This window comes from Microbispora sp. NPDC088329 (assembly GCF_040685655.1).
Taxonomy (GTDB): domain Bacteria; phylum Actinomycetota; class Actinomycetes; order Streptosporangiales; family Streptosporangiaceae; genus Microbispora.
In genome coordinates this window covers 41,523-67,483 of record NZ_JBFBIP010000001.1, presented here as the reverse complement: position 1 = coordinate 67,483, position 25,961 = coordinate 41,523, and the positions used below count along the sequence as shown (strand labels likewise).

General features: G+C 67.2%; 26 protein-coding genes and 3 pseudogenes. 19 read left to right on the top strand and 10 right to left on the bottom strand.

What is annotated here, in order from left to right; all coding sequences use genetic code 11:
* Positions 1–62 precede the first annotated feature (62 nt).
* From AB0O28_RS00360 to AB0O28_RS00350, 3 genes and pseudogenes are all read left to right on the top strand, one after another.
* The gene (locus AB0O28_RS00360) at positions 63–371 is read left to right on the top strand and encodes a type II toxin-antitoxin system prevent-host-death family antitoxin (protein ID WP_357037311.1); all 309 of its coding nucleotides are present in this window, start codon (positions 63–65) and stop codon (positions 369–371) included.
* A 3-nt stretch (positions 372–374) separates the two neighbouring features.
* A complete protein-coding gene (locus AB0O28_RS00355) occupies positions 375–893 on the top strand; it encodes a type II toxin-antitoxin system RelE/ParE family toxin (RefSeq protein WP_363634655.1) in 519 nt (172 codons plus the stop codon).
* A 28-nt stretch (positions 894–921) separates the two neighbouring features.
* Positions 922–1,020, top strand: a pseudogene (locus tag AB0O28_RS00350) (peptide-methionine (S)-S-oxide reductase); the annotation flags it as partial.
* Positions 1,021–1,147: 127 nt separating this feature from the next.
* Here AB0O28_RS00350 and AB0O28_RS00345 read toward each other — a convergent pair.
* A complete protein-coding gene (locus tag AB0O28_RS00345; protein ID WP_363634653.1) occupies positions 1,148–1,951 on the bottom strand; it encodes a helix-turn-helix transcriptional regulator in 804 nt (267 codons plus the stop codon).
* Positions 1,952–2,067: 116 nt separating this feature from the next.
* On the opposite strand from AB0O28_RS00345, the gene AB0O28_RS00340 reads away from it, so the two are divergent.
* The 9 genes and pseudogenes from AB0O28_RS00340 to AB0O28_RS00300 all read left to right on the top strand — a co-directional run bounded on the left by AB0O28_RS00340 (position 2,068) and on the right by AB0O28_RS00300 (position 6,367).
* Positions 2,068–2,490, top strand: coding sequence for a hypothetical protein (locus tag AB0O28_RS00340; protein WP_363634651.1), 423 nt, complete (start codon positions 2,068–2,070; stop codon positions 2,488–2,490).
* A gap of 5 nt (positions 2,491–2,495) precedes the next feature.
* Positions 2,496–3,527: an NAD(P)-dependent alcohol dehydrogenase gene (locus AB0O28_RS00335; RefSeq protein WP_363634649.1), complete on the top strand. Its 1,032-nt coding sequence runs from the start codon at positions 2,496–2,498 to the stop codon at positions 3,525–3,527.
* A 148-nt stretch (positions 3,528–3,675) separates the two neighbouring features.
* Positions 3,676–3,774 (top strand): annotated as a pseudogene (locus AB0O28_RS00330) (peptide-methionine (S)-S-oxide reductase); the annotation flags it as partial.
* Positions 3,775–4,140: 366 nt separating this feature from the next.
* A complete protein-coding gene (locus AB0O28_RS00325) occupies positions 4,141–4,374 on the top strand; it encodes a CopG family transcriptional regulator (RefSeq protein WP_363634647.1) in 234 nt (77 codons plus the stop codon).
* The gene (locus AB0O28_RS00320; RefSeq protein WP_363634645.1) at positions 4,371–4,808 is read left to right on the top strand and encodes a PIN domain-containing protein; all 438 of its coding nucleotides are present in this window, start codon (positions 4,371–4,373) and stop codon (positions 4,806–4,808) included. The genes AB0O28_RS00325 and AB0O28_RS00320 overlap by 4 nt, the downstream gene beginning before the upstream one ends.
* 80 nt (positions 4,809–4,888) lie before the next feature.
* Positions 4,889–4,990 (top strand): annotated as a pseudogene (locus tag AB0O28_RS00315) (peptide-methionine (S)-S-oxide reductase); the annotation flags it as partial.
* 93 nt (positions 4,991–5,083) lie between these two features.
* Positions 5,084–5,395 (top strand): hypothetical protein, encoded by a 312-nt coding sequence (locus AB0O28_RS00310; protein WP_363634643.1) that lies wholly within the window; start codon positions 5,084–5,086, stop codon positions 5,393–5,395.
* Positions 5,371–5,787 carry a PIN domain-containing protein gene (locus AB0O28_RS00305; RefSeq protein WP_363634641.1) on the top strand — a complete coding sequence of 139 codons (417 nt, stop codon included), beginning with the start codon at positions 5,371–5,373 and terminating at the stop codon, positions 5,785–5,787. Before AB0O28_RS00310 ends, AB0O28_RS00305 begins: the two co-directional genes overlap by 25 nt.
* 175 nt (positions 5,788–5,962) lie before the next feature.
* The gene (locus tag AB0O28_RS00300) at positions 5,963–6,367 is read left to right on the top strand and encodes a hypothetical protein (protein ID WP_363634639.1); all 405 of its coding nucleotides are present in this window, start codon (positions 5,963–5,965) and stop codon (positions 6,365–6,367) included.
* Positions 6,368–6,609: 242 nt separating this feature from the next.
* Here AB0O28_RS00300 and AB0O28_RS00295 read toward each other — a convergent pair whose 3' ends face one another.
* On the bottom strand, positions 6,610–7,203 hold the full coding sequence (locus tag AB0O28_RS00295; RefSeq protein WP_363634637.1) for a hypothetical protein: 594 nt from the start codon (positions 7,201–7,203) through the stop codon (positions 6,610–6,612).
* Positions 7,204–7,593: 390 nt separating this feature from the next.
* On the opposite strand from AB0O28_RS00295, the gene AB0O28_RS00290 reads away from it, so the two are divergent.
* The gene (locus AB0O28_RS00290) at positions 7,594–8,496 is read left to right on the top strand and encodes a GNAT family N-acetyltransferase (protein ID WP_363634635.1); all 903 of its coding nucleotides are present in this window, start codon (positions 7,594–7,596) and stop codon (positions 8,494–8,496) included.
* A gap of 283 nt (positions 8,497–8,779) precedes the next feature.
* Here the strand turns inward: AB0O28_RS00290 and AB0O28_RS00285 are convergent, their stop codons facing one another.
* Together AB0O28_RS00285 and AB0O28_RS00280 are read right to left on the bottom strand one after the other, a co-directional pair.
* Positions 8,780–12,349 (bottom strand): endonuclease/exonuclease/phosphatase family protein, encoded by a 3,570-nt coding sequence (locus tag AB0O28_RS00285; RefSeq protein WP_363634633.1) that lies wholly within the window; start codon positions 12,347–12,349, stop codon positions 8,780–8,782.
* Between the two features lie 270 nt (positions 12,350–12,619).
* On the bottom strand, positions 12,620–13,426 hold the full coding sequence (locus AB0O28_RS00280; protein WP_363634631.1) for a ribosome-inactivating family protein: 807 nt from the start codon (positions 13,424–13,426) through the stop codon (positions 12,620–12,622).
* A gap of 410 nt (positions 13,427–13,836) precedes the next feature.
* Between AB0O28_RS00280 and AB0O28_RS00275 the strand changes: the two genes are divergently transcribed.
* Positions 13,837–14,712, top strand: a complete 876-nt coding sequence (locus tag AB0O28_RS00275) for a ribosome-inactivating family protein (RefSeq protein WP_363634629.1) — start codon at positions 13,837–13,839, stop codon at positions 14,710–14,712.
* Positions 14,713–14,873: 161 nt separating this feature from the next.
* Here the strand turns inward: AB0O28_RS00275 and AB0O28_RS00270 are convergent, their stop codons facing one another.
* Positions 14,874–15,695, bottom strand: coding sequence for a 5'-nucleotidase (locus AB0O28_RS00270; protein WP_363634627.1), 822 nt, complete (start codon positions 15,693–15,695; stop codon positions 14,874–14,876).
* A 387-nt stretch (positions 15,696–16,082) separates the two neighbouring features.
* Here AB0O28_RS00270 and AB0O28_RS00265 point away from each other — a divergent pair, with 387 nt between their 5' ends.
* Both AB0O28_RS00265 and AB0O28_RS00260 read left to right on the top strand, forming a co-directional pair.
* Positions 16,083–16,580, top strand: a complete 498-nt coding sequence (locus tag AB0O28_RS00265; protein ID WP_363634625.1) for a SigE family RNA polymerase sigma factor — start codon at positions 16,083–16,085, stop codon at positions 16,578–16,580.
* A complete protein-coding gene (locus AB0O28_RS00260; protein WP_363634623.1) occupies positions 16,577–17,749 on the top strand; it encodes a hypothetical protein in 1,173 nt (390 codons plus the stop codon). Before AB0O28_RS00265 ends, AB0O28_RS00260 begins: the two co-directional genes overlap by 4 nt.
* Before the next feature lie 44 nt (positions 17,750–17,793).
* Here AB0O28_RS00260 and AB0O28_RS00255 read toward each other — a convergent pair whose 3' ends face one another.
* On the bottom strand, positions 17,794–18,192 hold the full coding sequence (locus AB0O28_RS00255) for a VOC family protein (protein ID WP_363634621.1): 399 nt from the start codon (positions 18,190–18,192) through the stop codon (positions 17,794–17,796).
* A gap of 93 nt (positions 18,193–18,285) precedes the next feature.
* On the opposite strand from AB0O28_RS00255, the gene AB0O28_RS00250 reads away from it, so the two are divergent.
* On the top strand, positions 18,286–19,302 hold the full coding sequence (locus tag AB0O28_RS00250) for a YafY family protein (RefSeq protein WP_363634619.1): 1,017 nt from the start codon (positions 18,286–18,288) through the stop codon (positions 19,300–19,302).
* Between the two features lie 485 nt (positions 19,303–19,787).
* Positions 19,788–20,258: a hypothetical protein gene (locus AB0O28_RS00245; RefSeq protein ID WP_363634617.1), complete on the top strand. Its 471-nt coding sequence runs from the start codon at positions 19,788–19,790 to the stop codon at positions 20,256–20,258.
* 647 nt (positions 20,259–20,905) lie between these two features.
* Here AB0O28_RS00245 and AB0O28_RS00240 read toward each other — a convergent pair.
* The gene (locus AB0O28_RS00240; protein WP_363634615.1) at positions 20,906–22,243 is read right to left on the bottom strand and encodes a cellulose binding domain-containing protein; all 1,338 of its coding nucleotides are present in this window, start codon (positions 22,241–22,243) and stop codon (positions 20,906–20,908) included.
* Between the two features lie 693 nt (positions 22,244–22,936).
* Entirely contained in the window at positions 22,937–23,860 is a 924-nt protein-coding gene (locus AB0O28_RS00235) for a helix-turn-helix transcriptional regulator (RefSeq protein WP_363634613.1), read from the bottom strand.
* Between the two features lie 511 nt (positions 23,861–24,371).
* On the opposite strand from AB0O28_RS00235, the gene AB0O28_RS00230 reads away from it, so the two are divergent.
* On the top strand, positions 24,372–24,614 hold the full coding sequence (locus tag AB0O28_RS00230; protein ID WP_363634611.1) for a hypothetical protein: 243 nt from the start codon (positions 24,372–24,374) through the stop codon (positions 24,612–24,614).
* A 299-nt stretch (positions 24,615–24,913) separates the two neighbouring features.
* Here the strand turns inward: AB0O28_RS00230 and AB0O28_RS00225 are convergent, their stop codons facing one another.
* Together AB0O28_RS00225 and AB0O28_RS00220 are read right to left on the bottom strand one after the other, a co-directional pair.
* Positions 24,914–25,549 carry a transcriptional regulator gene (locus AB0O28_RS00225; protein ID WP_363634609.1) on the bottom strand — a complete coding sequence of 212 codons (636 nt, stop codon included), beginning with the start codon at positions 25,547–25,549 and terminating at the stop codon, positions 24,914–24,916.
* Positions 25,546–25,941: a DNA-binding protein gene (locus tag AB0O28_RS00220; RefSeq protein WP_363634607.1), complete on the bottom strand. Its 396-nt coding sequence runs from the start codon at positions 25,939–25,941 to the stop codon at positions 25,546–25,548. Before AB0O28_RS00220 ends, AB0O28_RS00225 begins: the two co-directional genes overlap by 4 nt.
* Positions 25,942–25,961: the final 20 nt, after the last annotated feature.

The following is a 25,961-nucleotide window of genomic DNA, read 5'->3' as shown; positions in this document are numbered from 1 at the left end:
CCATCGCCATACGATGGGGCATCTCCCGCCTGTTCTGTACAGGTTGCTGTACAGTAGTTCGCATGACCGTGCTGCATGAAGCTGCCGAGTTGAGCGTCACAGAAGCGGCTCAGCGTGGGGTGGCCCGTCTGGTCGCCGATGCTGAACGCGGGACCGATTTGGTGGTGACCCGTCGGCATCAGCCGGTGGCGGCGGTTGTCAGCATCCGTCGCCTGAATGAGCTGGAGGAGGCCGCCGCCGATCTCCGGGACTTGGCGCTCGTGCTCGCACGCTCGGTAACCGACTCCGGGGAGCGTGTCTCGCTCGATGACGTGCTCTCCGCTTTCGGGCACACGCGGGAGTCGCTGGCCGCGCTGCCGGACGACGAGTAGCCCGTGTCTGACGTCGTCTTCACGGCTTCGGCGGTCGATGACCTGCGGCGAATCGGTCCGGACGCCGCGCCCAAGGTGCTCAAGAAGATCCTTCTTCTGCTCGACAATCCCGAGGCGGGCTATCCGCTGGGCGGGGAGCTGACCGGCTTTCGCAAGCTCGTGGTCGGGCGCAACATCTGGCGGGTCGTCTATCGGATCACGGACGACAAGTCGATCGAGATCTGCGAAGTGTGGGCTGTGGGCGAGAGGGCCGATGGTGAGGTCTACGCCGAGGCCACAGCCAGGGTTCGTGCCGCCGGCAAGGGGCGTCCCGAGGTAGTGCAGCTAGGCCAGATCATCGAACGCCTGGGCGCGCTGGCCGACCACATCAGCGTCGATCAACCGCCTCCTCGGGAGCCGGTGCCGGATTGGCTCGCGGATCGCTTGATTCACACCGCCGGCATGTCTCGTGAGGATGTCGCCGCCCTCGACTTGCAGCAGGCGGTCGACCTTTGGGCTGACTTCCGGTCCAAGCCACGCTAGCGGCGAAGTATTGCCCGAAGAGAACCGCTACCACCAGCAATACCTTTTTAAGGTGCCAAACGGCTACTGCGGCCTCGGCGGCACCGGAGTCAGCTGCCCCGTCGGTCTGACCGCCGGTGAAGCCTGACCTGCGGTAACTGACCGATCCTGGCCCTTGGCCGCCCGGCAAGCCCGGTGTCGATTGCGGGCCAGAGCCGTGCGAGCAGACGAGATTGCGCCGACAACATCCGATACGCGGCCTTAGGAGATGGCGTTCACCACGTGACGAGCTCGGTCAGCGCGGTGCTGGTCGTTTCGTCGGCCGGTAGGAACGCTTCCAATCGCAGTTCTGCGATGGTGACGTCGGTGGCGGTACCGAAGTGAGTGAGTGTGGTGATGAGTCGCAGTTCCCGGTTCTCCGGCTCGCTCATGCGGAGGTGGAGCGGTACCGCGAAGCCGAGATGATGCGGCGGCAGTCGGCGTGGACGCGGCGGCGCCAGGCCGACGAGTTCCGCGGCGAGCAGCCGGAGCCGATCGCTCGGGTTCCGCGTGCTCTCGGCGCGGATGCGTTCGATGATGTGCCATGCCCACTCGTCGAGGTTGACGATGCGCGGCGCGAGTCCGCGAGGGTGCAGCAGGACTCGGGGGACGCTCACCGGTGGGGCGAGCAGGTCCGGGTCCACTCCGCGGGTGATCACCTGGAAGCCGGCGTTGGCCGAGACGAGGTCGCCGTGCCGGTCGACGATCACGGCCGGGTACGGCAGGTGCCCGTGCAGGACGCGGTCGAGGGCGGTTCGGACCGCTGCCAACTGGGGATCGTCCAGGTCGGTCTGTGGGTACGCGGGCGCGAACCCCGCGGCGAGGAGCAGCTCGTTGCGTTCGCGGATCGGCACCTCGAGTGACTCGGCCAGCCGTATGATCATCGACCGGCCAGGGACCGAGCGTCCGCTCTCGATGAAGCTGACGTGCCGTTGAGTGGTGCCGGCGCGCACCGCCAGTTCGAGTTGGCTGACGCGTCGGCGGGTGCGCCACTCGCGCAGCGCACCAGCGAGTCCGCCACTTGCCGATTCGATGATCATTCTTTCTGTTTACCGGGTGTGGCGCCGGTCGGCGATTCCCTTCAAGGAATTGTCGCGGTGCGCCCGGCGCAGCATATTCGTGGTCGCAAACGATAAACCACGACCTGAGGATCGTCATGGCCGACATCGACCTGAAGAATCTCACCGACCGCTATGTCGCGGTGTGGAGTGAACCCGACCCGGAGCGTCGCCGCGCCGCCGTTCGCGAGCTGTGGTCTCCCGACGCGGTCCATGTCCTGCAGCCGCCTCAGGAGATGCGACAGGCCGCTGAAGGGCTGGGGTTCGATCGTCTCGTGCTGGAGGCTCGCGGCTATGACGCACTGGAACTGCGGGTGACGCGCGCGTACGAGGAGTTCGTCGCTCCGGGCACCTACGTTTTCCGGTCCCGCGGCGATGCCGAACGGCTCCACGACGTGGTCAAGTTCCGCTGGGAGATGGTGGCTCGCGGCGGTGGCGATGCGGCCGGTATCGGGCTGGAAATCCTCATGCTGGGCGCGGACGGTCGCATCGTCAGCGATTACCAGTTCATCGAGGGATGACCGCGATGACGGCTGCGCTGCCATCGTCCGTACGGAGCTACCACGTCAACAGCGGCGACGGCATCGAGGGGCTGTCGCTGCGGACCCGCGAACCGCGCATGCCAGGCCTCGGCGAAGTCGCGGTCATGGTCCACGCCGTCTCGCTCAGCTTCCGCGAGCTGCTGGTGCTGCGCGGGCAGTACGTGTTGCCCGTCAAGCCGGACGTCATCCCGGTCTCCGACGGTGCCGGGCAGGTCATCGCCGTGGGACCGGGTGTCCAGCGGATACGACCGGGCGACCGGGTCACCGCCACGCTGTTCCCGCAGTGGCTGGACGGCCCCCTGCAACCGTCGTACCTGCCACAACTGGGAGGTTCACTCGACGGCATGCTCACCGAACTCGCCGTCCTCCCGGAGCAAGCCCTCGTCCCGATTCCCGGCCACCTCTCCTACGCCGAGGCCGCGACGCTGCCGTGCGCCGCGGTGACCGCGTGGAACGCGCTGACCGGGGACGGTCCTGGGATCCAGCCTGGGCACACAGTGCTGACCACCGGCTCGGGCGGCGTATCACTGTTCGCGGTACAACTGGCCAAACTTCTCGGCGCGAGAGTGATCGCTACGACCGGCCGGGCGGAAAGAGACCAGCGCCTCCGTGACCTGGGCGCTGACGAGGTCGTCAACTACCGCGCCGTTCCCGACTGGCACACCGCGGTCCGCGACATCACCGGCGGGCGCGGGGTGGACCGGGTCGTCCACACCGCCGGACCTCTGGAGCAGTCACTGAAGTCGCTTGCCATCAACGGACACGTCGCGTTCGTCGGGTCCGTTTCGGGTGACTGGCGGCCACTCGACCCTCGCCTGTTGTTCGGTGTCGCCGCGACGGTCCGGGCGTTGGCCGTCGGAAGCCACGCGCAGTTCACCCAGATGAACGAGATCATCGCCGCACGGCGGCTTCGGCCCGTCATCGACCGAGTGTTCCCGTTCGAGGAAGCCGGCGCGGCGTTCCGGTACTACGAGTCGACCAGCCCGTTCGGAAAGGTCATCATCGAAATCCGATAGTCGGCGGTCGTGGCAGCGGAGTCCGCCACGCCCGCTCATCGGCTTGAGACGTCGCCGATGGGCGCCTGGCCAGGGCGCTGAACGCCGGTCTTCAGGTGCGTGTCACTCCGCGTGCTCCAGCGGCGTGAGCTTGCCTGAAGCGAACCGCTACCACCAGCAATACCTCCTCAAGATGCCGAACGGCTACTGCGGCATCGGCGGCACAGGCGTCGCGTGTCCGATCGGCCTGACCACTGGTGAGGCATGACCTGCGGTAACTGACTGATCCTGGCCCTTGGCTGCCCGGTTAGCCCGGTGCCCATCAAGGGCCAGAGCCCTTTCGATCAACTACCGGAGAACGTCACTCCCCTGGATGCTCATCAGCGGGCGCGAGGAACGTAGACCATGCCGCCGGGCGGTCTCATCCGGCAGCGTCTTCGATCTGAGGTCAGGTGCGCTGTCGGCCACCTTGTGATCCGCCGACTGCGCCTGCTGACGTTCTCCTACCGGTTCTCAGCCCTTGCCAGCTTGGTCTGCCGCAAGGGGTCGTCCGTGATGACCGACCTCGTTTACGCGGGTAGTGAGACCTGGCGACTCCTGGGCACTGCGATCCTCCCATTGGTAGGATTGGCGTATGGGTGAGCCGTTGAGGACTGACAAGGTGAGCATCACCGTGCCTGCGGACGTCGCCGCGGAACTGCGGGCCCGGGCCGGACAGGGCAACGTCTCTGCGTACGTCACCCATGCGCTGGTCCGTCAGCTAGAGCATGATCGATTGGGTGACCTGGTGGCAGATCTTCGAGAGATCCATGGTCCTGTGACCGAGGAGGAGCTGGCGGCGGCGCGGGCAGAGTGGCCGAGCGCGTGAAGCAGCGGAAGCGGATACGCCCGCGCGAGCACGGCGCTCTCGTCCTTGACAACGAAGGTCTTTCGCGGGCGGCGACCGACAGGGCGATGTATGTCCGGCTTCATGCCGCGCACCTGGATGGACGGCGTGTCCTCACGTCCGCCGCCATTTTGGCCGAAGCGTTGAGAGGCACTTCGCGTGACGCCGGGGTATATCGCGTTCTCGGTGGTGTGGTGGTCGAAACGGTCACTCGCGAGATTGGGGAACAGGCCGGCAAGCTGATCGGGGCGGCGGGAATGTCCACTGATCAAGCTGTCGACTCCATGGTCGCGGCTACGGCATTGGCTCAAGAGGGTCCAATCGTGATCGTCACATCCGACGTGCCGCACATGGCTGCCCTCACCGCAGGTCACGAGCGGATACAGGTCGTTCACGTCGACAAGATCAGCCGATAGCACCCTCACGTAGAGGCTGCCAGGGTGAGCTCTCGCGTATCTGGCTGGCTCACATCCGCGATGATTTACTGCTTGAAGTGGAGCGCCACCACCAGCAATACCAGGTGCCGAACGGCTACTGCGGCATCGGCGGCACCGGCGTGAGCTGCCCCGTCGGCCTCACGACCTCCAGCGGGGAGTAGCGGATCGTGAGACCTCCGAGCGGCGTCGCGTTACCCGGAGGGTTTCGTGTTCCGGTGCCGAGGATTTGCTACTCGAAGTAGTAAACTGGCGTCATGAGTACGCCTGAACACGCCTTCCCTCCAGGGGAAGGGCCTGCGGCCAAGGTGAGCGTCTCCTTGCGGGCCGGCAACATCCGCGCCATCAGGGAGCGTGTCGGCGCGCGCGGGTTCTCGGCCTATGTGGATGCCGCTGTGGAGCGGCAGATCGAGCGGGACCTGTTGGAGGAGGCTCTTCAGGCGAACGAGAACGAGTGCGGTCCCGTCCCACGGCATCTGCGAGACGAGGCCGAGCAGTTGTTCCGCAGCGTGAAGTCCGCTCCGGAGCTACAGGAGGAGCGTGGATGGCACGCGCACGAAGCAAGCTGAGTGCGGGGACGGTCATCCTGGACTCCGACGGACTTTCGAAGTGGTGTGCGGCCGACCAGCGCGTCACGGCGATTGTCCGAGAGGCACAGAACAACGACTTTCGCGTTGCCATCAGTGCCGTGACGCCCGTCGAGGCCTTCGACGGCCGGGTGACGAACGATCGGTTGCGCTGGCACCTGTCCCGGCTGCGTGTCGAGCCGGTGACCGAGGACGTCTCCGTCCACGCGCTGGATCTGCTCCGGGGGAGCGGGCTTCACGGCCACAAGTACGCGATCGATGCGATCGTCGCCGCCACGGCTCTTCGCGCCACCCGGCCCGTCGTCATCCTCACCTCGGACGAGGACGACATGAGCAAGCTCTGCGGCAAGGCCGTTCGTCTCGTGCGCGTGTAGGTGTTGAATGCTTCACGAAGTGCGTGGCCTGCAACAACGCGCCTTTCTGGACGCTGTCAGGACACCCTCGCGAGCAACGGCTACTGCGGGTCGGGAGGAACCGGGTGTCCTGTTCTGTCGGTCTGACTTCCGGAAATGGGTACCAGTGGCTCGACGAACCCGGCGCGGGAGTGAGATGGAGGCGCTGGCCGCAGGTCTCACTCCCGAAGAGCGTCAGGAACTCGCCGTCCTCGATCTTCAACGGCTGGTGGAGGAGAAGGAGGGGATGGCTCCTGAATACGCTGCCTGGGCCGTCTACGACATGGAACAGGAGTGGCCTGAGCAGGACTTCTACATGGTCTACGAGTACCTCAACGACCTCACCGTGCGGGATGGGCTGGAAGAGTACTGCGAGGTATCGAGTGGGAAGCTACGGGCCAAGTTGCGCTGTGCCCTGGATCGGCTCGACGAACGCTACCGAGCGGTGACGTACGAAGACGGCGGTGCAGAGCTGGGGCAGTACTGGAGGCCTCTTTCTGAGAGGACCGAGACCCGATGGTGGTGGACTCGTAGACCGAACGATCTACCACCGGGCTGGTGACCATCAGTAGCGCCTCCTCGTAGCGAGCCCACCCATCACTTCGCGGGCTCCGTCGCCGCGCAAGGCCGGGCCTATACGTACTACGAGTGCACCCCAAGACCGCGTCGATGACCGAAGCAGGAGTCGCCGAGGTGTGAGGAGGCGCCACGCCACCGTCGATCGCCTGTTGCCGTGACCGTGTCACACCGGAATCGCCGGCCGGATCGTTTCGCGGAACGACCCGGCTCCTCGCCCAGCGGATTTCAGCAGACGCCGGGCAACTCACACACCTTGGTGGCCATCTTCCTGGCGTTTTTGGTCAGCCGCCCGGGGTCGTACATTCCCTCGGTGGTCGTGTAGATCATCAAGGCGCTGCCTCTGCGTGCGACGATGCCCGTGATCGTCTCGTTCACGCTGCCGTCCTGCCAGGTCTGATAACCCATGCCTATGGACTCGTCGCCCGCCTTGGCCTTACTCGTCCGCCAACGGATCTCGAGTTCGGGTGCCGACGGGTCGCTCTTGCGCGCGCACCGCTTGGCCTCGGCGCGCAGGCGGGTGAACGCGGAATGGGCGGCCCGGGGGCTCTTGTAGATGACGAGCTGTTCGGAGGAGCCACCAGGCGCGCTGGTCCACTGCGTGATCGTGCGGGCTGCCGCCCGATCGCGATCGACGGCACGCCGGTGCCCGCACGGGTTCAGCTCCAACGGCTTGCTGAGTTTGTCGCTGATCTCGTGGCCCTGTTCTTCTGCGTCGGCGGGGCTCAGGTGCCTGCGCGCGTCGCGCTCACTGATCAGGAAGTTCTTCGGTATCTCGATCGCGGTCGCCGGGGACAACGCCAGCAGCAGGGAGAGTGTCACGCTGATCACGATGAGTTGGATGCCGGCGGGAATGGTTTGGTTCTCGGCCGTGAGACATCGTGCGGCGATTCCTATGATCGAGGTTCAAGCGGCACCGGCGCGAACCGAGATTGGTGCCGGAAGTGAACCGCCACCACCAGCAGGGCGCCGAACGGCTACTGCGGCCTCGGCGGCACGGGCGTCTCCTGCCCGTCGAGGTCGGCCAGGCTCGGACTCGTCGCATCGCCTGATGAACGCCACCGTGGCGTACGGAATACCAGGCAGCGCGGACTACCGCAGGTTGTGCGCGTATGTGCGGTGGGGCTGCGATGGTCGCGTGCAGGGGAGGTCCGGACACCCGTCATCCGATCGCCGCGCGAAGGTCGGGGCGAGCATGGACGGCATGATGTGATGGCCTACATGATTGGGGCGACACACCAGGGTGCCGGCGAACTCGATCTGCTGGTCAGGATGGAGCAGAACCTCGCCGAGCACGCCTGCCACTTGCACCGCCGCATGGAGCGCGCAGCTGTCACGGAGACAGATGATCTTCTGATCGCAGACAGCGGGCTTGACGACGACACTTTCAACATCGTCGCGGCGGCGCGTTTCACCGCGGACACCGCCCCCGAGCGGGTGGAGGAGACTGTCCGTGCACTCGCTGCGACCGGTCGCTCCTTCTCCTGGTGGGTCGGTCCCGCCTCCACGCCACCGAACCTCGCCTCGCTCCTGGAGGGCGCGGGTCTGGAGGCAGCCGAGACTGAGACGGGCATGCGGAAGGACCTGCATGCCGCCCTGCCGAAGCCGCATGCCGATGGCCTGGACATCCGCCTCGTGACTACCGCAGAGCAGCTCGCCGACTATGCGATGGTCCTGGCCGCGAATTGGGACCCGCCGGCCGCCACGGTACGCCGGTTCTTCGCCGACGCCGCTGAGTGGGCCCTCGCTCCCGACTGCGCCGCCCGGTACCTGGTCGGCTACGCGAGCGGCCGCCCGGTCTGCTCGGCCGAGGTCTTCCTCTACGGGGGAGTCGCCGGGATCTACAACATCGCGACCCTCGCGACAGACCGCCGGCGCGGCTACGGCGGCGCCATCACCCTGGCTACCCTGCACACCGCGTACGACGAGGGCTACCGCACCGCGGTCCTGCAGGCATCGTCGGACGGTGAGCCCGTCTACCGCCGTCTCGGGTTCGATGCCTGCGGCCGGTTCACCGAGTACGCCGTCGCACGCGAGGCTTCCGTGGCAACGACGGTCGTCGTCTCCGCGCAGTCTGAGCCGGAGCCCGCAACGACGGGATCGCATTCAGCCTGACGGGCAGCGGCCGAAAGTTCTGCGGTATCCGGGGCGCGCGCGGGTTCTCGGCCTATGTGGATGCCGCTGTGGAGCGGCAGATCGAGCGGGACCCCGTCCCGTGGTCATGCCGCCCCGTCGGCCTCAGCCGGCGAAGTCTGGGAGCCGTTCACCGGTGTCCGCCGGAGCGCTTGAAGCAGAGGCCCGCCCCGGCTCCCCGGGGCGGGCCTGCACGGGCCTCCAGCTCCGCCGTCGTTCGTCCGCGACGCCGATCAGAGGGTGGGGGCCCAGGGTGGTGCGTCGGTCACCGGGTGACCTGTACGTACGTCCAGAGGCTCGCGGGGAGACCGGGCCCGCGCGAGCTGATGGTCAACGGGACGTCCTCCCCGTGCGCCGTGAGGTACAGGCGCTGGTCGGGGGCAGTGTGGTTGCTCAGGAACTCCCCGCTCGACCCGTCGGGTGTCGAACACCACAGGTAGCCGTCGTCGTTGGGGCGGAACGCGTTGAGCGTGACCTGGTTGCCGTCCTGCGGTTGACCGGGGTTGGCCGCGGTCGAATTGACGTACCTCCCGCCGTGGGCCAGGTAGTAACAGTCGTCGTCGCCGGTTCGGTCCGCGTAGATCCTGGTGAACCGCTCGCCGGGCGTATCGGCGTCGTGGCGCAGGTTCAGCGGGATGCCCTCCGCGGTGGCGTCGCCCGCGACGTTGACCACCAGAGGCACCGGTGTGGCCTCCCGCAGCGCGATCTCGTCGACGCTCGCCGCGTCGGCGGGGTTCTGCAGGAACCAGCGCTGGGCCGCCGAGCCGTCGTCGTCGCGACCCGCCAGAGCCCCGCCGCTGCTGACGGCCGTGAGCAACTGGCCGGTGACCATGTTCTGCAGTGTCCAGGTGCCGTCGCCCTGGTAGACCGGCCGCCATAGCTGGTCGGCCGCCTCGTTCTCCCGCAGCACCGCCCGCGCGTCGCGCGCGCCGTCCTCCAGGCCCAGATGGCGGCCGCTCGTGCGCTGGATCAGGCGGTAGTGGCCGGGAAACTCAGGCTCGTGAGACAGGTTGAACGTCTGCGCCGGCAGGTTGGCCTGGTCGACAGGCATGTCGCCGACCACCTGGCCACCGCTGCCGGAGGGGCCGGCCACGTTGGTGGTGCCGGCGTTGCGCAGCACAGCCTGAACCGGCGGGCTCGGCACCGCCTGCTGCGCGGGCGCCGGCGGGTCCGGCAGGTTGCCGAGCTCGTAGATGACGGGATAGTGGTCCGACATCTGCATGTCGTCGATCCGGCCTACGGCTCTGACCTGGGGCGCGCTGGCGTCGGTGTGCGTGACCGCGTAGTCGAGGATTCTCAGCGTCATCGGGGTCGTGTCGTCCGGCCGAGTCGGATGGGTCGGCTCCGATGGGGCGATCACGCGGAACTGCCCGGCGGAATCCGATTCGAGCCTGACCTGAAGAGACGAGGGCGTGCCGAGCGGGGTGCGGTTGTAGTCGCCAAGGGCGATCCAGGGCAGCGGCGTCCCACCGGGCCCCGCGACGGCCATCCGGGCCCGGATGTTGCGCAGCAGGCCGGCGTCGTCGTTGCCGCTTCCGGACAACCCGTGCACCGTGAAGTAGACGACGCCGCCGATGTTGACGCCCAGCGCGGGCCGGGCACCGTAGAGCCCCGGTGCCACGACGTGGATGTCGTCCGGCTGAACCTGGGTACGGGTCGCGATGGCCAGGTTGACCCGGCCGGGCTGGCCGTCGGGGACGGTGTTGTCCGTCCGCAGCCAGTACAGATATCCCTGTCCCCGACTCTGCGTCCCGGCGATTCGGTACTCCTGGACCGGGATGATCCTGCCCAGGTCGTCCCACCACTGGAATTGCGAGCGGGTGATGTCTCGCAGGTGTACGGCGCCTCCGGGCGGGGGGCCGGCCTCTTGCAGGAGCAGGATGTCGGCCCCGGTCTGCTGCGCCATCTGGAGCACTCCCAAGCGGTACTTGCTCTCGTACGCGGTTGACCCGTCGCCCGATCCGTTGGTGCCGGCGCCCTGCATGTTCCAGGTGATCACCCTGCGGCCGTTCTGGGCGCGGGGGTCCAGGCCGCCACCGGTGTCGCGCAGGAACAGCGAGGGCCGTCTGCCGACGTCGAGGGTGGCCACGCCCTGCCCCCTGTAGTCCAGGGTCTCCTGGCCGGTCCAGTCGGGGATCGCCTGCCCGCTCTGGCTCAGCGGCCGGAACAGGGCCGGGTCGTCGTTGTCGGAGCCGAACTGGAAGACGGTGCCGGGCTGGGAGCCGTACGGCGTGTACGGCTCGAACGGCCCGCCCGGCGTGGTCTGCTTGATCAGCGTGTTGCCGTAGAAGACGTTCTGCGGTCCCGAGGAGCCGGACCACTTGACCGCCTTGGGCCCGGCGGCCCACCAGATCGGATACCAGGTTCCTTCGTCTATCTCGCCGCCTTCCCCGCCGCAGTTGGACGCGCAGTTGGCCGAGCGGTGCTCGTAAGGGATGCGCACCGTGTTCTGCTCGAACAGGTTGTGGTGCTCCCAGCCGCCGTGCAGGTTCAGGTCGGAGTCGAGGTCGTTGCGGAAGGCGACGTTGCCGCCGGCCGACCACTGGAAGGTGAAGTGACGCAGGTTGCGGCTGAGGTTGTAGGCCCACAGCGAGTCCCACACCCGGCTGCCGCGCAGATAGCCGTTGCCGCCCTTGCCCTTGTTCCAGGCGCCGTCGAAGCTGTTGCGCTCGATCTGCAGGTTGCGCGCCACCTCGGTGACGATCGGATGTGAGCCGGTCATCGTGGCCTTCAGGCCGCGTGCCCAGCTGTTGGCGGCCCACTTGAAGACGATGCCGTGCATGGCGTACTCGGGCGCCATGTTGCCGTAGTTGTGCACGGCCTGGTCAGGGGTCAGCGCGTACGTGCCGCCGCCCAGCTTCGGCAGCCCGTTCATGTCCTGGGTGAAGGCGAAGTCCTCGAACCCGACACCCTCGACCACCTTGAGCGGCGTGACCTTGCTGACGTACGGGCTGCCACCGTCGTTCAGCGGTTCGGAGCCGTCCGATTCGGAGTCGACCGGCAGGTCCCACTCCAGCGGGCGGTCCAGTGTGATCGTCTTGGCGGTGGCGTCCACTCGGGTGACCCGGAACATCTGCTGGCGCATGTGGAGGGCCTCCATCATGCTCCGGTCGGTGACGCCCTGCTGGGCGTAGAACTTGCGGCTGTTGGCCGCGCCCACCCAGACGTAGCCGCCCAGCCTGAACTTCTTCATGTCGGCTTTCGCGTTCAGCCGTACGAGGTTGTCCCCCTGCCGGGCCGAGAACCCGGGGTCGCCGGCCGGGGCGGCCAGCTTGATGCCGGAGACCCAGTGCTGGTTGACGCTGCCCTCGAAGATGTCCTTGCGCAGGGGGAGGGTCGTGGCCGCCTCCCAGTCGTCCTTGTATCGGTCCGCGACTTCCCGGGTCTGCACGCGGAACATGCCGCGCCCCGGCCACAGCCAACCGCCCCTACCGACGTCGCTGCCGGTGCCGGCCACCATGCTGTCCTGGTCCCAGCGGCCGTTGATCAGCGTGTCGTAGCGGGTGCTGAGATCCGGCCGGAACACCAGCCGCGTGCCGCCGTCGCCGGAGCCCTGCCCGCGCATGATCAAAAAGTTGGCGTCGACGTAGATCTGCCGGGAGACGTCGATCCGCCCGGACGGCAACTCGATCAGCGAGAGCCGGTGGAAGTTGGCCTGCGGCGAGCACCGGCTCTTGATGTCGTCGATCGCCTTCTGCAGCCCGGCGGTGTCGTCGATCCCGTCGTCCGCCATCACCTTGTACGCGGAGGCGAGGCGTTCGGGGGTGATCCGGCAGGAGGCGTCGTCGGTCAGGTCTTCGCCGCCGGGAGGCTCCAGACCACCCCGATATCCCACGCGCGACCAGTCCGGCAGGCCGGCGGGCGGGCTCGTACGGTTGGCGTAACTCAGATCCGGCCCGTCAGCCTCCGGCCCGGCCGCCGTCGCCGCCGATACGTGCGCCGATACGTGTGCCGGTGCCGTTGCGGCGAGCGCCGGCGATGGGAGTGAGGGCAGCAGGCCGGACAGAAGCACGGCCGCTGATCGAAGAAATCTCACGTGACCTTGTCTCCGCGTCGTGTGGCGTTCGTATTCGGGTCGAGGCATCCGCGGAGCCGCTTTCCGGGCTCAACGCCGGATGACTCGAAGGTGATTTCGGACGTCTTGCCAGCTGAGGAACGGCCAGAGGCCCTCGATCAGCAGGGGAGGAGTGGTCGGGACACTGGTGATGTCCAGCGCGAATTTGGAAATCCGGCCCCACGCACCCCGCAGCGACCTGAGGTAAGGGGTTGAGATCGGGTAGAAGTCGCCGCCGCTACGCCCGGCGAACACGGGGTCCCACGTGTCGCGGAAATCGGTGAACCGGGCAGCCTCGGAAAAGGCGCCGACCATCTCGATCAGATCCGCGGCGACGCGCGCCCGATCTGTGGACAAGGTGGCTGCTCCGAGGTCCTTGACGGCGCCGCGTAGGCCGTCGAGGTTCTCGATCTGCGGTTCTCCGCCGGCAGTGGCGATGAGGGAGTCGTAACTGCCGCCGAAGTTCAGGATGTGCACCGGGCCGCCGCGGGCCATCTCGGTGCGTACGTTCTCCGATGCGTCGTTGAAGGCGAACAGTTGCCCGTTCTGCGGGCGGAAGCCGCCGATGTAGAGGTTCGCGGGGTTGAAGTACAGGCTCACGAGTTCTTGCGTGTCGCCGTCTCCGATCCGCAGCGCGATGAGCCCCGGGGGTGTCGCCTGCGTGATGTACACGTCGTCATCGCGGAAGGGACGGCCCGCGGCCTGGCGAAGGTGGATGAGGGCCGTGTGGTACGGCCCGACATTCCCCCCGGTGAAATCCCAGTTGATCTGCAGCTCGATGGCTTTCGTCGTACCGTCGGGCGTGTCCGCCCGAGCGTGCGGAGTGCCGAGCCCCGAAATCACTACCAATGCGGCCAAGGAAAGCGCCGGTAACCTACGCGCACCACGGCGCCCGATACAGTTCACTGACATCCCTTTTCCTGTTCTGATCGTTGTGACGGTCTGATCGGCCGGCCTGTCTCAACGCCGGTTCACCACTTAGACCGAGCGACTTCCGCCCTTGTGACAACCCATGAAGTCCTCGGCTGTGGATGGGGGCAGCCGGCGGTCGCGGTGCGAATCTCTGACCGCTGTCACAAACCGGAGGCCCGCCTGGTCTTACCGGGGTGGAGGAGACAGGCGCCCGGCCTGACACGCCTTTTCAGATAGGCGCGTTCGGCACCGGCGGTGACGTGACCGCGTATCAACTGGACTGGGATTCCGGTGAATCGAGTTCGCGCCGACGCCGACCCCTCAGGCCGGCACAACGATCAGGGATGGGAAGAACGATGACACTGAGCTCTCTCAGGCGCATTGGCAGGCGTGGCTTGCTGGCGCTTTCGATGTCCGCCTTGGTGGCGGTCTCCGGGTTCGGCGCTCCGCACGCTCGGGCGGACACGCCTGACGGCACGACGAAAGCAGTCGTCGTCAAGCTTGCCCGGGATTATGCCGGAGGCAATGTCGGGCCGTACCACACGGCACTCATCCACCTTCGCCAGGCCGCGGGCCGTCCCTTCCGCGACGATGACGTGTACATCACGCAGGCGACACCCCCAGGGCTCATCGCGCTGCGGATCCATGACGGCGGCGATAACGAGCTCACGAGCATGTACCTCAACCCGGCGAATCTCTACATCGGGGGCTTCCGTTCGCAGAACGGGCAACTGTTCGCCTTCAACGACGCCTCGGAGAACGTGCGCACCGAGATGGGCCGCGGCGGCAAAGTCAACATCCTGAACTTCGGTGGAAATTACGGTTCCCTCATCGACGTCGCCGGTGGCGAACCCCAGCTCGAAAGCCTCGACGGCCTTATCGATGACGCTCGCGTCCTCGGCCAGACGAAGGACCTGGCCACCGCCAACGGATCCCAGCGGGCGGGCATCGCCGCCGCCATGATCAAGCTGATCGGCGCCTTCTCCGAGGCTGCCCGGTTCACCGATTTCCGCGACACGTGGGACCCCGTGATCGCCGGACGTACCGGTGGTGGCTACTACGCCATCACGGGCCCCAAGCTGCGGGCGCTGCGTGGGGCGTGGGGCCGGATCTCCCAGTTCGCGGTGGACATCACCAACGTCCCGGCGACTCCTCCCCTGACGGTCGACGGTGTCGGCACGTTCTCCACCTGGCAGGATGTCAGGGATCACCTTCGAGTCATCCTGCGATGAGTCGCGAGTCGTTCGCCCAGCAGGTCAGAGAGGTCCTGTGTCGCCTCGACGTGCAGCAGGCGGTCGATCTTTGGGCCGACTTCCGTCTCAAGCGACGCTAGCCGCGGCTCATCGCCGGGCGGAACGGATTCCACCCGGCGATCAGCTCGTTCACGTGATGCTCACCGGACCGTGACCCGGTCGCCGGCTGGTGCGCTGACCGGCGAGTTCTTCACCAGGTAGGTGGCCAGGGCCCCTCTGTCGTCCGGGCCGCCGCGATAGACGTTGGTGACTCCGGGCCATCGGGGGAAACCTTCGTAGCCGCCCACCAGGATGTAGTTGGCCGCGATTCTGATGACCTGGTCGTCGGTCACCGGAACGCCGTTCAACGTCATCTCGGTGACAGCGCCGCCCTCCAACGTGTAGCGGAGCGAGGAGGACGGCGTGAGCACCCAGCCCTGCGCATTCGGGTAGGCGAGGACGGACTTCAGCGCGGCGCCGGTGATCTCCCACACGTCCACCGCGAACCCGGCCGGAAGCGTCGCGAACACCTCCTCGTAGGTGACCGGGCCCGCGTCGAGGTCCAGGTGGAACCCGTACCTGCTGACCAGGGCGGCCTGGGCGCCCGACCGGGCCTGAACCGCGTCGAGGTTGGCGTCGGCGACCAGTTCGGCCAAGGGGCCGCCGCTGGATGTCCGAACGATGGGCTCGGAGGTCTCACCGAAGGTGTCTTCCGCGTCGGCCATGCCGCACTCGAAGTAATAGAGCTTGTTGGACGTGAGACCGTCGGGCTGCTTGAGCTCGATCTGGACTGACGTCTGTCCTGATGTCGACGTCTCGGGGTCCCATTCCCAGTCGAGCGTCGCGAGCAGGGCGGTGAAGCTGCCGTTGTAGGGGACGTGAGCTTTGATGCTCTTCCATTGCTCGGTGCCGACGATGCGGTATTGGATGAGTTGCAGCCCCGGGGGAAGTCCTTCGAAGGTCCCGTAGACCTTGAAGGTCACCGGGCACTTCGTCGCAGTGGTTCGCTCGAATGCGAGGGTGAGTTTCTGCACCCGATTGTCGGCCGATGCGAGTGAGGCGGAAGCCGTACCCGAAATGAATCGCTGGGGTGCGGCTTGCGCGGCGGGAACGAAAGCACCGGACGCCAGGATCGCGACGCCCGCCAGCCCTCCGATTCGACGCCCAGCCCTACTGGGTAATCCCACAGTTTTCCCATCTGTCGATGACGACAAGGACGAGCAGAGACTAGCCACGCCGACCGACAATTCCGTGCGCCGAATGAGCGGAACGTTTCCGTCGCACCGTTCAGGCGAAAGCCCGTCAGCTTCGAATCAGGCCGTCTCAGAACGTGGACCTGATGGCTCGCTCGCTCGAACACGGCAACCCCCGTGACGGCCTGGGGCGTGGGGACGGTGCCCCGCTCTCTCGCGGACTTCGCCGCCGATCGGATCGATGCGTTGTTCCGCTACGCCTACATGCTCACCGGCAACCCTCACGACGCCGCCGACCTCGTTCAGGAGGCGATGGTGCGGCTGCGCAGCTCATGGCCGTGCGTACAGCGCAAGCACAACCCGGAGAGCTATGTGAGAACCACCATCACCCGGCTCCACATCTCCGTCTGGAGACGGCGCAGGCGCGAACACCTGGCATGGGAGGTGCCCGAACAGCCGAAATCGGTGGCGGAGCCGCCGCTGGACCTCTGGGACGAACTGGCCAAACTGCCCAAGAGGCAGCGTGCCGTACTGGTCCTGCGCTACTACGAGGACCGATCGGATGCCGAGATCGCCGAGATCCTCGGCATTTCTCCCGGAACCGTACGGAGTCAGGCATCCCGCGCCCTCGGCAAACTGCGCGACACCGTCACCCCGCTAAGGAGACTGCGATGAACGACGTCGAAGAGGCGCTGCGCCGTACGTTCGCCGGCGCGGAGGCGCGGATCCCGGCCACGCCGCCGGATTTGCTGCGCCAGGTGACAGTGGGGCGGACCCGGCGCGGACGCCGTGGCCTGGTGTCGGCGACCGCGATCGCCACCTGTCTGGTGATGTGGGCGGCGTCAGCCGTGACATGGCGGGCTCCAGAGTCGCCACCCGCCGTCACGGCCGAGCCCGCGCCGCACATTCACGAGCCACGGACCGTGCGGGAGATCGCGCCGCCGCTGGAACAGGTGCTGCCTTCGGTGATCGCGGAGGTCCCCCGGAAGGTCCCCAACGGGGAGGCATTCACGCCGAAGCTGTTCATCGATGCACGCACCATGCTCGGGTACGTGTCGAAGAAGGGCTACGATCCCGCGCCTGAACTGTGGGCTTATCACCTGGAATCGCGGACCTTTCGGCGCCTGGCCGTCATCGACCATCCCATCGCGCCGGTGGACTCGCTGGCGGTGGGCGAAGGCGTGATCGTCTGGTTCAAGTATGTGGACCGAGACATCCACATCATGACGAGTCCCGTGACCGGGGGCACTCCCCGCACGGTGGCCTCGTTCCCGGCCGAGCTGGATGCGGACAAGGTGAACGGGGACACCGTCCACGGTGTGGACCTGGCCGTCGGAGACGGCAGAATCTTCTGGTCGTCGACCAAGTCGGGGGGCGTCAACCAGGTCCCGGTGGCAGGCGGCGAACCGTCGATCGTCGCGGGCACGAAGGGGTTGCGTCTCTCCTCCTGGCCCTGGGCGGGGCGCCCCGCCGATGGCCCGGGTGCCATGACGAATCTGCTCAACCTGAGCACCGGAGAGCGGCTCGAAGATCCGGCGTGGGCGCGGTGCGACGTGACCTGGTGCCTCATCGGCGACCAGGCGACCCGCCGCGACGGCAGCCGGGTTCTGGACCTGCCGGGAAACAGCCCCCGGTCACTCGTGGCCGACCGCTTCGTCACCATGAGTCAGGTCGACGAGCAGGGACGGAAGGCCGAAGTGATCTTCGATCTCGCCACGGCGCGGGCCGGCAGGCTGTGGATCCGCAACGACCGCAAGGCATCCCCCACCCTCTACATCGATACGGAGATGCTCTACTTCAAGCGCGGCGACAAGTGGGCCGTCATCCACGACTCGGACCGGTAGGCAAGACCGGGAAGGTGTCTCTCGGATCGTCCGGCTTGCCGACGTCAGCGGGCGAACTTCTCGCGGGCGGCCGGCGTGACGGGGGTGAAGAAGTTGACGAGGTTGCCGTCGGGGTCACGCAGGAGGAGCGACCGGTTGCCCCAGGGCATGGTGGTGGGCTCGTTGACGAAGTCCTCGACGAAGCCGGTGAGATTCCGATGCACGCCGTCCACGTCGTCGACGAGGAACTCGATGATCACGGAGCGGTTGTCGGCAGGGCGGGCAGCGCCGGGCGCGGTGAGCGCGACGGTGCGGGTGCTGCCGATGGCGAGGGTGCCGGAGGCGGTTCTGAGCTCGGCGAAGTCCTCGCTGTACCGACTGGCGCGCACTCCCGTGGCCCGCTCGTAGAAGTCGGCGAGACGTGCGACATCGTCCGTGATGACGCGGATCGATACGAAGTCCATGGTGGTCTCCCTGGTTGTGGGGCGGTTCTCCCACCGCAGGCTAGGACGAATACCGGACAGAAACCGCCCAGTATTCGCACTACGTTGTGAGACGTGCCTCGACCTACTCACCGCGTCCTCACGCTGTTGGAGCTCCTCCAGTCGGGCGGCATCCGGACGATGACCGAGATCGCCGATCGGCTCGGCGTCGACGAGCGCACCGTACGGCGGTACGTGGACCACCTGGTCGACCTCGACATCCCCGTCGAGTCGGTGCGCGGCCGCTACGGGGGGTATCGGCTCGCTCCCGGATATCGCATGCCTCCGCTCATGCTGAGTGACGACGAAGCGCTCGCCGTGCTGCTCGGCCTGGTCGCCGGTCGCCGGACAGGGTTGATGACGACGATGGGCACGGCGAGCGAGACGGCGGCGGCCAAGATCCGGCGGGTCCTGCCCGAGCGGCTCGCCCGCAGGCTCGGCACCGTGCTCGAAACCCTCGCCTTCACGGCTCCGCCCGGCGACTTCGCCGCCCCGGAGACCGCGGTCCTGCTCTGCGTCGCCGATGCGGTGCGCCACCATCGGCCGGTCTCGATCAGGTACACCGCCGCCGACGGCCGGCGCAGCGAACGCACGCTGCATCCGTACGGGCTCGTCGCCCATTCGGGCCGGTGGTACGTCACGGGCGTGGAGCCGGATATCGGCGAGGATCGGACCTTCCGGCTGGATCGCATCGCGGACGCGAGGACCCTGCCCGGGTCGTTCGAGCCGCCCGCCGGGTTCGATCCGGCGCAGCGCGTTCTGTCCGGGTTCGCCAAGGCTCCGTACCGGCACGAAGTGGTCCTGCGCATCCAGGGGACGGTCGAGCAGATCCGCGCCCGGCTTCCCGCCGGCGTCGCGACCGTGGAGGAGCCCACATCCGCCGGCGGCGCGGACCCCGAGACCGAGGGCTGGCTCCGTGTCCAGTTGCGGGCCGAGCGGCTCGACTGGTTGCCTCCGGTGCTCGCGTCGCTCGACCGGCCGTTCATGATCGAGCGACCGGATGAACTCCGCGACCGTGTCGCCTCGCTCGCGGAGCGGCTGGTGGCCTCCGCCCGCAGGGTCCCGCCCGCCCCAGGCGCGGGTGTTGCCTGAAGCGAAGCGCCAATCACCTGCCGAACGGCTACCGCGGCCTTGGCGGCACCGGTGTCAACGCAGGTGACCCTTCGGCCTGGTGCCCGACTGGGCTGACGGCCTCTGCGGAGGAGTAGCCGGGATTGGCTGAGACCTCCGGGTGGCGGTTCAGGCCTGCTCGGAGGTCTCGTTCTTGTCCTGGGCCACGAAGGAGCCCATGCCCGGGGTGGTGACGATGAGGCCGTCTTCCGACGCCGAGTCCGGCGCCCGCGCGGTCCTGGCTGATCCGGCAGTAGATCGCAGCTCTGCGCATGGGTCACATAGATACACGCTCGGGTTGGCACCGGTGTGAGCTGTCCCGTCGGCCTGACCGCCGACGAGGTCTGACCTGTGGTAACCAGCTGATCCTGGCCCTTGGCCGCCCGGCAGGCCCGGTATGGACCAGGGCCAGAGTCGCCCCAGCCAGCCGCATGTATGTCAGAACACGTTCTGACTATGATGGGGATATGAGCGCGAGCCACGCAGAGTCGGTGACCTTCTCAGACTTGTCGAGGAACCCGCGAGCGGTCGCGGAGCGTGCGACACGTCTGGGGCGCGTACGTGTCACTCATCGGGACGCACCGGACTTCTATCTGACGGCTGCGGACCGCGAGGAGCAGCGAGACCGGACACTCGCGACGGCGTCTCGATTGTTCCTTGCGCTCCTCAAACATGATCCAACAGCTAGGACCTTGGCTATCGCGATGCCCGAGGTCTTCCCCTGGGTCCGCCACCTCACCACGGACGAACTGCGGAATTTCACGTTCGAACTGGTCGAGGCTCTGTCCGACGCTGCAGAGCTGGACTTGGACAGCAGGGCTGAAGAAGTGATCGTGGGCTGGCGGGCGACGGCTCGGATCAAGGCGGACCCGGCGGAGGACGCGAACGCGCGTAAGCCTACGAGCGGAGACTTCGGACCGGTTGAGGTCTCTGTATGAGTCCCAAACGCGGGGATCGTGTCACCGTTCCCCCTCCTGACGATGAGTGGGACGTTCGCTTCGCCACCAGTGATGCGGTAAAGGGGTGGGAGGAACTGTGCAGGCACGCCCTGGCCAACGCGCGGCGCTGTCTTGAAGCTTTGCGCGCGGATCCACGCTCGCGAGCAGATCACGAGCGCCAGCATCGTCTCCGCGGCGACCTGGCAGTTCACCGTCACAACGGCAAGGATCTCGAACAGTGGGAGTTCGAGGTCACAAATGGAGGCCGTATGCGGTACGTCATCGACGACGGAACGCGCACCGTGTGGTTGATCTACGCTTCGCCTCGCCATCCGAAAGACACAGAAGCGTGATCCGTTGCTTGTGGATCTATTGCCTGAAGCGAATCGCTACCACCAGCAATACCTCTTCACGGTGCCGCCGAACGGTTACGGCGCCTCCTGCCCCGTCGGCCTGACCGCGGGTGACGCTTGGTGGTGCAGCAACCAGCCGAGCCCGGGCTGCCCCGGGCCGGCGCAGCCGCGCTGATCCGCCGGTCATGACGATCGGCTTGATCTGCGGCATCTGAAGGGAACGAGCTTCGTACGCGCGGAAGGGCCCGGGGGTGGAGTCCGGTCGGGCGCCACCCCCGGGGTGTTCATTGCCGATCAGGCGATGGTGCAGGGGCTTCCGTTGAGGGTGAACGCGGTGGGTTTGGCGGCGTTGCCGGTGTGGGTGGCCTGGAAGCCGATCTGGACGGAGGTCCCGGAGGGCAGCGAGCCGTTGTAACTGACGTTCTTCGCCGTGACCTGTCCGCTGTTCGGCGAGTAGGTGGCGTTCCAGCCGTTGGTGATGGTCTGTCCGCCGGGCAGGGTGAAGGCCAGCGACCAGCCGTTGAGGGCGGAGGAGCCGGTGTTGGTGATGGTGATGTCCTCGGTCAGCCCGTTGCCCCAGGCATTGACGGTGGCGCTGACGCGGCAGGCGCCCGATCCACCGCTGCTGGGGGACGCCGACGGGGAGGGCGAGGGCGAGGGTGACGTCGGCGAGGACGGAGACGGGGAGGGAGAAGGAGACGTCGACGGACCGGACTGGAACTGTGTGAAGAACTTCCACACCTCAGCCGAGGTCCAGGTCCTGGCACCGCTGGTGGAGGTGGATCCGTCGTTCGGAGAGGGGGTGTGGTCTCCGTCGAACGCGGCCCACACGACCGGGTACCCGTCCCGGCACCCCGAGTAGGCGGTGATGATGTGCGTCAGGCTGCCCTGCGCGGGCTCCCGCGGGTTCATGGGGGTGCAGCCGTTGTTCGTGACGAACCTGTCGCGCAGCGACCGTCCGTTGGAGATGTTGAGCACCGAGTCATGGATGCCGTGAATCCCCATGTACGCGACCGGCTGCGTGCCGCCGCTGCACCCGCTGAGCTGCGCGCCGGAGTAGACCGCGACCGCACGGAAGATCGTCGGCCGGGCACACGCGACCGCGAAGCTCATGGCGCCGCCGTAGCTCCACCCCATGGCGAAGCGCTGCGTGGTGTCGACACACAGGTTGCTCTCGACGAGCCTCAGCACGTCGTCGGTGAAGGTCAGGTCTTCACCGTTGGTATTGCCCCAGCCGTTGTTGATGCCCTGGGGCGCGATGAAGATCGTGCTGTTGTTCGACAGTTGTTTGAGTCCGTAGTAGGACCAGACGGCTCCGTCCGATCCGCCCGTGTCGACGATTTGGGCGGTGCCGTTCAACCAGTGGTACGCGAAGATCAACCGGTAGGGGCGGTTGTTGTCGTAGTTGTCCGGAATTCTCAGGATCCAGCTGCGATTCTTGCCGCTGGTCGTGATCGTCTGTGAGCCGCTTCTCAGTGTCGGGGTCTTGCCGCATCCGGCGGTCGCCGCTGCGACGGCGCTGGTCGAGGACGACGTGGTCGCGCCGAGGCTGTCGCTCAGTGCCATGCGTCCCGTACCCAGGACGAGAAGCGCGGCGGCCGCGACAGTGGCGAAGATGGATCTCTGTCTCAACTTCACGCAACTCCCTTTGCCGTTCGAAAATCGACATGCGTCGATAGGGAAGCCGTTGGTTTTCTCTCATCCGGTGGAGCGTCCGCAGCCGGCATGTGCACGCATGCCGGTCGAGCGGCCTCCCCGGACGGACTCGAACGCTAAGTGAGCCCACCGTCAGTCGACCCGGAGCGGCGCGGCGACCGACCGTCGTCGGCCTGCGCGTGCTCGCCCCTTTTTCCCGCCGCAGAAAGAGCAAGGCGAGTTCAGATATCCGTTAGCGTTAGCATGGTGCTTGCCGTGTTCTCTCCTCGGCGATTCCGATGACAATGTGGCGGAGCTACGGAATGTGGCTTCTCATCCGGTGAATGCCGGATGAAGGCGGCCTGTTCCGGGCTCTGCCCATCTCAATCGGTTGCGTCTGTCGAACCAACAGATGTTAGCGCTAACAGTGACGGGGGCGGTCAAGTGCTCCTCTCTGCCGGGCGACTGGAGGTGGTGGTGGTGGGGAGCAAATATGAAGTCATGAGATCTGTCAAGGAATAGCCTTCTCCTTGGAAAGGATCCTCGCCTTCGGCCGTCCATTCCTTCGGGTTTGACCAGGACAGAAACCGCGGCCGCCTCTGACGTCGCGATGAAATTTTCATCGTCGACGGATTTCGGCTGCGGCGACGAGGCGCGCGTTTGATGGTGTTCGAGCCGTTTGCGCGACGGCTACCGCGGACGCGGCGGCGCCGGTCGCCTGCCGTCGTCGGCGAGGTGCGTGGCAGGTGAGGGTGCGGCGTGAGGCTCACGGTCCTCGCCGGCGTCCGCGATGACTTTCAGGAGGCGTAGCCGCTCCTCGTGCCCGGCCTTGGGGGTGAACACGATCATCAGCGGTCCGGGTGGGGGCTGCAGCGGATAGGCGTCCCACTCGACGGCGATGTCGCCGACGCGCGGGTGCCGGATGGTCTTGGTGCCGTGGACGATTTCCCTGACGTCGTGCCGTGCCCACAGCCGACGGAACTCCGGGCTGCCGACGCTCAGTTCGTTCACGACCGCGACCGCCCGTGGATGATCCGGATCGGTGGCGACGGCGGCACGCAGGATGCCGATGTAGTCCAACGCCATGGCTTCCCAGCCCGGGCACCGCAGCCGGAAGGCCTCGTGAAACAGCATGAGGAGCACGTTGCGCCGGTCTGGTGGAAGCTCGCGGGGATCGCCCAGCAGCGCCGCGGCCAGGTTGTTCCATGCGAGCATGTCGAGGTGCCTGGTGGCCACGAACGCCGGCAGGTCTATCGCCGCCAGCAGCAGTCGGGTGTTCCTCGGCACCCGGTCCGCCGCACGGAGGGCCGGAAGCCGCGGTCTGCGCGCCAACTGCGCCAGCCTCATCAGGTGACGCCGTTCCACCTCGTCCATGCCGAGCGCGTCGGCGATCGAGTCCAGTAGCGCGTCGGAGGGGCGCACGTTTCTGCCCTGCTCCAGGCGTTGGTAGTAGTCGGTGCTCAGCCCGGCCAGAGCGGCGACCTCTTCGCGCCGGAGTCCCTCGACCTTTCGCCTCGGGCCGGGCTCCAGCCCGAGGTCCTGCGGAGTCGTCCTCTCGCGCCGAGAGCGCAGGAATATCCCGAGCTCCCGGGCCGCTGCCCGCTCGTTGCCCATGATTGAAGTTTGCATTACCACCGCGCGGCGATGGCGGCTTCACCCGGCCCAAGATTCACCGAACGCGCACCGCCGGGTGTCCTCCTCCTTTTGGTGGACGTGCTCGGCCGGCCGGCGTCCGCCGGACTCCGACGACCTTGTGCCGAGTGCGGCCACGACGCGCCCATGAAGTACGGAGCCGCCGCACCCGCCACAACGATCTTCTGCGATACCGCTGAAACATCACTCGGCCCGCGCCGTACGGCAAGCCGTCGAGCGCACTGCCGGTCGGCGGCGCGGGGACGCGGGCAGGAGCCTCGCCGGCATGGACTACCTGCGGGTTTCCCCAATGGCCGCGAAGCCTTCAGCCTGCCGCCATAGCGCAGAACCGCGGGATCTCGGTAGGCATGCCAAACCCCGGTTCAGAAGATCCAGGGAGCCGTCCGTCGCGGACCCTACCGTCGGCGGTACGAGATCAACTCGCCGTGGGCTCCGGATCCGCCCCCAGCACCCGATCGATGGGAGTCGAAGCGTGAAACTCGGAACGCGCATCGCCGTCGTCGCGGCCGCCGCCGCCTCCAGCGCCGGTCTGCTCGCCGGCCCGGCACAGGCGGCCACGCTGATCAGCAGCTTCGCGCCCAGCGAGGCCGGAAAATACATCTGCAATGCCGTGGAAGGCTACTTCGAGCAGAAGAAAGCCGAGGCCGAAGGGCACTCCGGGGACTGGTACTACTGCGAGGGGACGCCCAGCGGGTGGTACCTCTACGAACGCTGAGCCGTCCCGACCTTCCGGAGGACCGGTGGGTCGCATGAATACGGGCTCGTCGACCGGTGTCGACGCCGGAGACCCTTCTGCCCGGTGCCTCGCCGGGGTGACGACCTCGACGGAGGAGTGATCGGAATCACTGAGACCTCCGGGCGGCGGTCAGGCCTGCCCGGAGGTCTCGTTCGTCTTCTGGTCCGGCAATCCATCCCAGAACGGGGCCACGGCGGGAGGACGACGTCGACCAGGGCCTGACCGCTTCGGCGTCTGTCCCTCCGTGGCCGTGGCGCGGAGTCGTCCGGAGATCGAGGTCAGGATTCCGCGTGCCGGTCGATGCCGAGCGTGGCGATGAGGTCTTCGTGGAGCTCGAACCAGACCCGATGGCAGGAGTCCACGTCGGTGCGGTCGACCCAGGCGCCGTCCCCGGCTCGGGCGCGGGCCAGGGCTGTGGAGAACCGTGTGTCATATCCGCGGAACCGCGTGAGAACGCGGCAGAGCCGGTCCGCGAGTGGCGTGAGTGCCCGGTCGATGCAGGCGAGCTCATGGAGCACCCCGGCGTCCCAGACCGGATCGGAGTGGTCGTTGACGGCGAGCCGATCGCCGGCGGTGGGGCGGATCTGCCAGTCGGTGCAGGCGTGTAGCAGAAGGGCGTTCAGCGGGAGGAACCCGCGGTAGACGTCGCGGACCTCGTCGGCACCGCCGGCGCGGGTGAGTTCGGCCGCGAGCAGGCGCTCGTTCTCGGCCCGGCCGGGGTCGGTCAACGACCAGCCTCCGGTGCCGGCGAAGGCGGTGTGCTCGACCCAGCCACGCGCCTCGGCGTCGCGCAGCGCCTCTTTCGTCGTGGCCTCGTCGAGCCCGTACCGGCGGGCGATCACCGGAGTGTCCGCGAAGCCGGTGATACGCACGGCGTGCAGGACCAAAAGGTCGAGCGGAGACTCTCGCGTCATGAGTCGGCGTCCTGTCGCGCTGTCAGGCGCATGTAGTGCTGCTGGCACGCCTGAGGGGAGTTGAACCCCATCGCGTGCGCCATCTGCGCCCAGGTGAGACCCGCGCTCCTGGCGATGAACAGCAGGGCGGATTCGAGCCCTTCGACCTCGGCTCGTGCGGCGGGCAGGAGGGCGAGCGCGCTCAGGATGTCCTCCGGGTCCAGGCCGGCGTTGCGCCAGACGGCGAACTGCACGAGGTCGACCGCCGACGGCGGGGCGGGTGAGGGGCGCCATGGGCGGGCGTCGAGCTCGTCAGCGCCCAGGTCCAGAAGACGTGCACGCGCGTCCTGCTCACGCTGGGCCTGCACGTGGTCGGAACCCACGCCGTACGCGCTGTCGTGCTTGCGTCGCATGCGTCCCAGGATGGACAATC